A 4,960-nucleotide genomic window follows, 5' to 3' on the forward strand; every position below is an offset into this window, starting at 1 on the left:
ATGAATTGCTCCAAACAACCTAGATTCTGATGCTTGTGCTGCCAAAGCTTGAAATTCTTGTGTTTTAGACGGAATTACGTGCGATAAATAAGTTGCTGCTGCTGCGCTAAAAGTGGAATGTCCAGAAACATAAGCTGGAAAATTTGGAACTCCAGTTGTAGTTTTTACAGAAGGATCAACTTGGCTTGGACGTGGATTGAAATAAGTATATTTTGCATCCCAACAACTAATTGCAGCATCCATCATTGCGATATTTAATAACGCCATATTTCTTGCCCAACGTACTTCGCTAAAATACTGATATACAAATGCTTCGTCGGCAATTTGATTCCAATGTCCTGGTGGCGTGTAAGTTCCAACTCCATCAGCCCAAAAATTTACAATTTGCATTCGTTCTCTAGTTGCATTTTCGCTATAATATTTTACTTCGTTTAATTCTGCCAAAAATTGTGGCGAATTGGTTGATGGTGGCGCAACTGGTCGATTGGCAATTACATTGGCTGGCGTCATTAAAAATGATTTTACATTTCCGAATAATGGTAACATTGGTGGACGAACTGGTAATTCTAAAGAACGCCAAGGAGTTTGCCCATTTGCAATAGCATTAGTTTCTAATTGTGTCCATAATGCTTGGTTTCCAATTGCTGCTCCAGCACCATCAGATGCTGCTTTTGTAATAAATTTGGTTGCAATTTTTCTTCCTAAAACTACTCCAGCGTCAACATCGCTTCTAACATTGGCTCCAGATATTATTCTGTATAATTTTTGCTCATCGGCTTTTTGTTGGATAAATGCAATTTCTGTTGGAAATAATAATTTTAAAATTTCTACTGTAACTCCAGCTAAAACGGCATCTTCACTAGGATAAGAAGGCAAAGGACTTTTAGGAACTAAAACCTGAATGGTATTGTCTACCACAAATGGTGCTGCACGATTGTATAGATTTTTGTAATGCCAAGTTGCAACCATTGCATCGTATTGTGCTGCGCTAACATAAGCATAAGCACGAGCTGCAAATGGAGGATTTGAAAATGGAAATTGTGGATTGGCAAAAGGATTGGCAGCAGAAGGCGCAGGATAAGTGCCATCAGGATTTTGATATGGTGGACGATTGTGTCTTGCGACAAGTGTTTGCATAATTTCGTTCCAACGTAAAACACCACCAACACTCCAATAATTTATAATTTCTTGTTGATCTGACGTAATGTTGGCTTGATAACTTTTAATTTCATTAATTTCTGTTTTGTAAGCATTTGTTGTAACTGCCAATGGTGCATCTAAAGAAAACTCATCTGGCGCAGTTAATACTAATGGTGTCCAAGTTCCAGCATTTGCATCTGGATTTGTTGGATTGAGTTGTGGATATTGCAAGTTTCGTTCTTCTAAATCATCGTTACAAGAAATGGTAAAAATGAAAATAGTAAGCAACAAAAACTTCATTCCTAAATTATATATAAAGTTTTTCATTGTTTTAAATTTTAGTTTCTTGAGTGGTTTTTGCTTTAGCATTAAAATTTATAATGTAAAATAATCCGCCATAAAATGAATTGGATTGTCCTACGTTTCTTCCAGATATGGTATGATTTGCACCTATAATTACAGAAAGATTTGGAATGCTTTGCAGATAATATTTTCCGTTAAAACCAATTTTTGCCATATTCATTGTGTTGCTTGGAAAAGGCGTATTGTTGGTAGTAATGTCAAAACCTCCTTTTTGTGTAATCCAGGAATCAAAAATGGCTTCGGCAATAAGTTTTTTTGTTCTGTAACCAGTTCTAAAATTGAACGAAATGGCATCTGGAATATTGACTTCATTGGTATAATGCATTTGATCTGAATAATAGGTATTTCTATCAATTGTAATATTAGAACGTTTTACATAAGCTGTTGATGCTGTGGTAAATAAATTTCCGAATTGATAATCGCTCATTATTCTTATACTTCCCATTTTGCTTTTTGATCCAATACTTAAAGGTAAATAATCGGCAATGTAATTGGTTGTTGGAAAAGAAAAACCGCCAAGTGCATAAAAAGAAAGTAAATTTTTCTTTATTTCTTTTTCGTAGAACAAATATTTTAGGGTTAATGATAAATCTTGCAACCCTTTTTGACCTTGTAAAGTTCCTGCAGAAGCTTTGGTTATTACGTAAGGAATTGAAAAAATTACGTTTAATTTACTGGTAATTCCGTAATTTCCATTAACTGAATATTTTTGGGTTGAAACAGTTCCAAGATTTAGATTTTCTCTTTTAAAAGTTCCTTCCCAATACTTGTCCCAACTGTTGTATTCGTAAATTGCTCCTGTACAAAAATATTTTTTTCCCATCATTATTGCGTCAATTTCTGTTTGACTAAATGACGAAATTGTTGCCATAAAAAGACAACATAAATAAATGTATTTCATTATTTTATAGGTGTGTTTAATTAATTTTTAGGTTTTCTGAAAACAAATTATCTTCATAAAATAATATACAAAGAATTGAAATTTCAGATAAAAAAATCAAACTGTTTTTGGTGGCGGATAATTTAAAATTGAAAATCCAGAAAGAATTTTAGAGTTATAAATTTGAAATACAGCTTTTTGAGTAAAAAAAATGGTTTTAGAAAAGGTTAATTTTTCATAAGAATTTGATAAATAATCTTTGGCAATTGATTTCATTAATTTTTGAATTGGCGAATTTGATGCATCCGAATCTTTTTGAGAAGCAACTAGTTTTTTTAAACTTACGTCAATGGCATTTTGATTTTCTACTCCTAAATAATATAAATTTAAGACGTTATCTTTAATGCTTTTCTTGAATATATGATAGACTTTATTGTCTATAATTACGTTTTCGTTTACTTTTTCAACGTCTGTATCTTCCATAAAAGAATACAAGGTGGCATTGAGTTTTATTACTTTAAATTTAGAATCTGGAGCATTTTGCATTGATTCTATCCAGCTTTGTTCTTTTTGATAACTTACAATCATATAATAGTCTACCAAGTTGTAAAACAAGGAAGAGAGTAATGTAATTGTTAGTAAAAGTGACGCTGCTTTTTTCAATTATTATTCTTTTATTTAAACCATTAAGGTATTAAGGTTCATTAAGTTTTTTTGAAACTTAAACTTAATTAGATACAAAAATGATTGCTCTTTTAGCCCAGATTGACTGGAAAAACATCCCGATTTTTTTCGGGATTTATGAAAGGAAAGCTGGAATTACCTTGATAGATTAAGCCCGAGCGATTCGCTTCTGACATTAAAAAGCACTATCTGACTTTAATATTTTAACCATCTGTAAAGTTCTTTCCAGGTTGGTTTTTTTCCGTACATTAAGATGCCAACTCTGTAAATTTTGGAGGCGAAAACTACGACTAGCAGAAAGGTTGAAAATAAAATTACTACCGAAATTGCGATTTGCCAAAGTGGAACTCCAAACGGAATTCGCATCATCATTACGATTGGTGATGTGAGAGGAATCATGGAAAAAACGGTGGCAATTGTGCCGTGTGGATCGTTTATTACTGTGAAAAAACCTATGTAAACTCCTAATATTAAAGGCATTATAATTGGTAGAAGAAATTGTTGCGAATCGGTTTCGTTGTCTACTGCTGCGCCAATTGAGGCGTAAAATGAACTGTAAAGAAAATAACCACCAATGAAATAAATGACAAAAGAGATTAAAATTGTGGCAATTGGAAGGTTGAGAATTTCTTTTAAATACATTTGAAATTGTCCGCCCATTTCGTTTTGTGCAGCTTGCATTGCTTGAGTTTGTGCGTCAGAATTTGATACCATTTGTACTCCAAAAACTGCAGAAAGAATAAACATTGCTGTTAAACCAAGTATTGCCCAAATTAAAAATTGAAGAATTCCGGCAAGCGATGTTCCTATAATTTTACCCATCATTAATTGAAATGGTTTGACCGATGAAATAATAATTTCTATAATTCTTGATGTTTTTTCTTCTATTACGCTTCGCATAACCATATTTCCGTACAGAATTATGAACATCATAATTAGGTAACCAAAAGCGCCACCAATGATGACTTTTATTTCGTTAAGTCCTTTTAATGAAGCTTCTCCAGATGCTTTTGCTAGATTTATTACAACTTTAGATTTGGCATTATTAATTTTTAAAGTATCTAAATTTGCAAGTTTATAATTGGATATCGTGATTTTTTTATTGATTACATCTTGAAGATTTTCTACAAAAGTTACGCTTGGACTTTCGTTGGAAATGTATTGAATGGATTTTTGAAGTGATTCTGGATTGTTGGTTTTTGGAATTACTAATAATCCTTCGTAAGATTCTTTTACAATGCTGTCTTTTAAAATTTTTAATGGCAATGGTGTTAAATCTAAATATTTGAACTCTTCATCGCTTTTAAATTCGTTAGTAAATAATCCAGATTCGTCATGAATGGCAATGGTTTTTAAACTGGCTTTCATTGTGCTTAAATAACCAACAAAAACTGCTATTCCAACAAATAATAATGGACTTAAAAAAGTCATTACTATGAATGATTTATTGCGAACTTTGGCAATGAATTCTCTTTTTATTATAAGTTTTATAATGCTCATTTATTTTATATTAAAGCACTTCGACTGCGCTCAGTGTGACAAAAATTTATTATTTAATTTATTATTTTATGATGTTAAAGCACTTCGACTGCGCTCAGTGTGACAAAATGTAATAGTGTTTAAACTAAAATTCTATTCGGTTACTGTTTTAATAAATATATCATTAACACTTGGAATTTTTTCTAAGAAATGGGTTACTTGACCACGTTGTGTTAAAATATGTAACAACTCATTTGGAGTTGAATTACCAAGATTTATCTCTAGTTTTAATTCGTCATTTAGTGATTTAAAATTAGTTTGCGAAAGTGTGAATTTTTGAGTTAAATCATACATTAAACCTTCTACATTACTAGTTAGAATACCAACTTCATAATTATTAGTTCGAAATTCTTT

At 31.7% G+C, this 4,960-nt stretch carries 5 protein-coding genes; all 5 read right to left on the reverse strand.

Annotated elements, in window-relative coordinates:
* Window positions 1-1,467 (reverse strand): phosphatase PAP2 family protein (locus ACH2BO_RS09680; protein WP_395044539.1); only part of this gene is annotated, 1,467 nt, incomplete at its 3' end.
* A gap of 4 nt (window positions 1,468-1,471) precedes the next feature.
* Window positions 1,472-2,404, reverse strand: coding sequence for a hypothetical protein (locus tag ACH2BO_RS09685; protein WP_395044540.1), 933 nt, complete (start codon window positions 2,402-2,404; stop codon window positions 1,472-1,474).
* A 96-nt stretch (window positions 2,405-2,500) separates the two neighbouring features.
* A complete protein-coding gene (locus ACH2BO_RS09690; RefSeq protein ID WP_395044541.1) occupies window positions 2,501-3,046 on the reverse strand; it encodes a hypothetical protein in 546 nt (181 codons plus the stop codon).
* Between the two features lie 216 nt (window positions 3,047-3,262).
* Window positions 3,263-4,567, reverse strand: coding sequence for an ABC transporter permease (locus tag ACH2BO_RS09695; RefSeq protein WP_395044542.1), 1,305 nt, complete (start codon window positions 4,565-4,567; stop codon window positions 3,263-3,265).
* 132 nt (window positions 4,568-4,699) lie between these two features.
* Window positions 4,700-4,960: DUF4162 domain-containing protein (locus ACH2BO_RS09700; protein WP_395044543.1), on the reverse strand; the 261-nt coding region annotated here is incomplete at its 5' end.

Source organism: Flavobacterium sp. (genome assembly GCF_043773265.1).
Lineage (GTDB): Bacteria > Bacteroidota > Bacteroidia > Flavobacteriales > Flavobacteriaceae > Flavobacterium.

Coding starts and splice junctions, on each gene's coding strand:
- ACH2BO_RS09685 (WP_395044540.1), bottom strand. CDS start 2,404: ATGAAATACATTTATTTATGTTGTCTTTTTATGGCAACAATTTCGTCA.
- ACH2BO_RS09695 (WP_395044542.1), bottom strand. CDS start 4,567: ATGAGCATTATAAAACTTATAATAAAAAGAGAATTCATTGCCAAAGTT.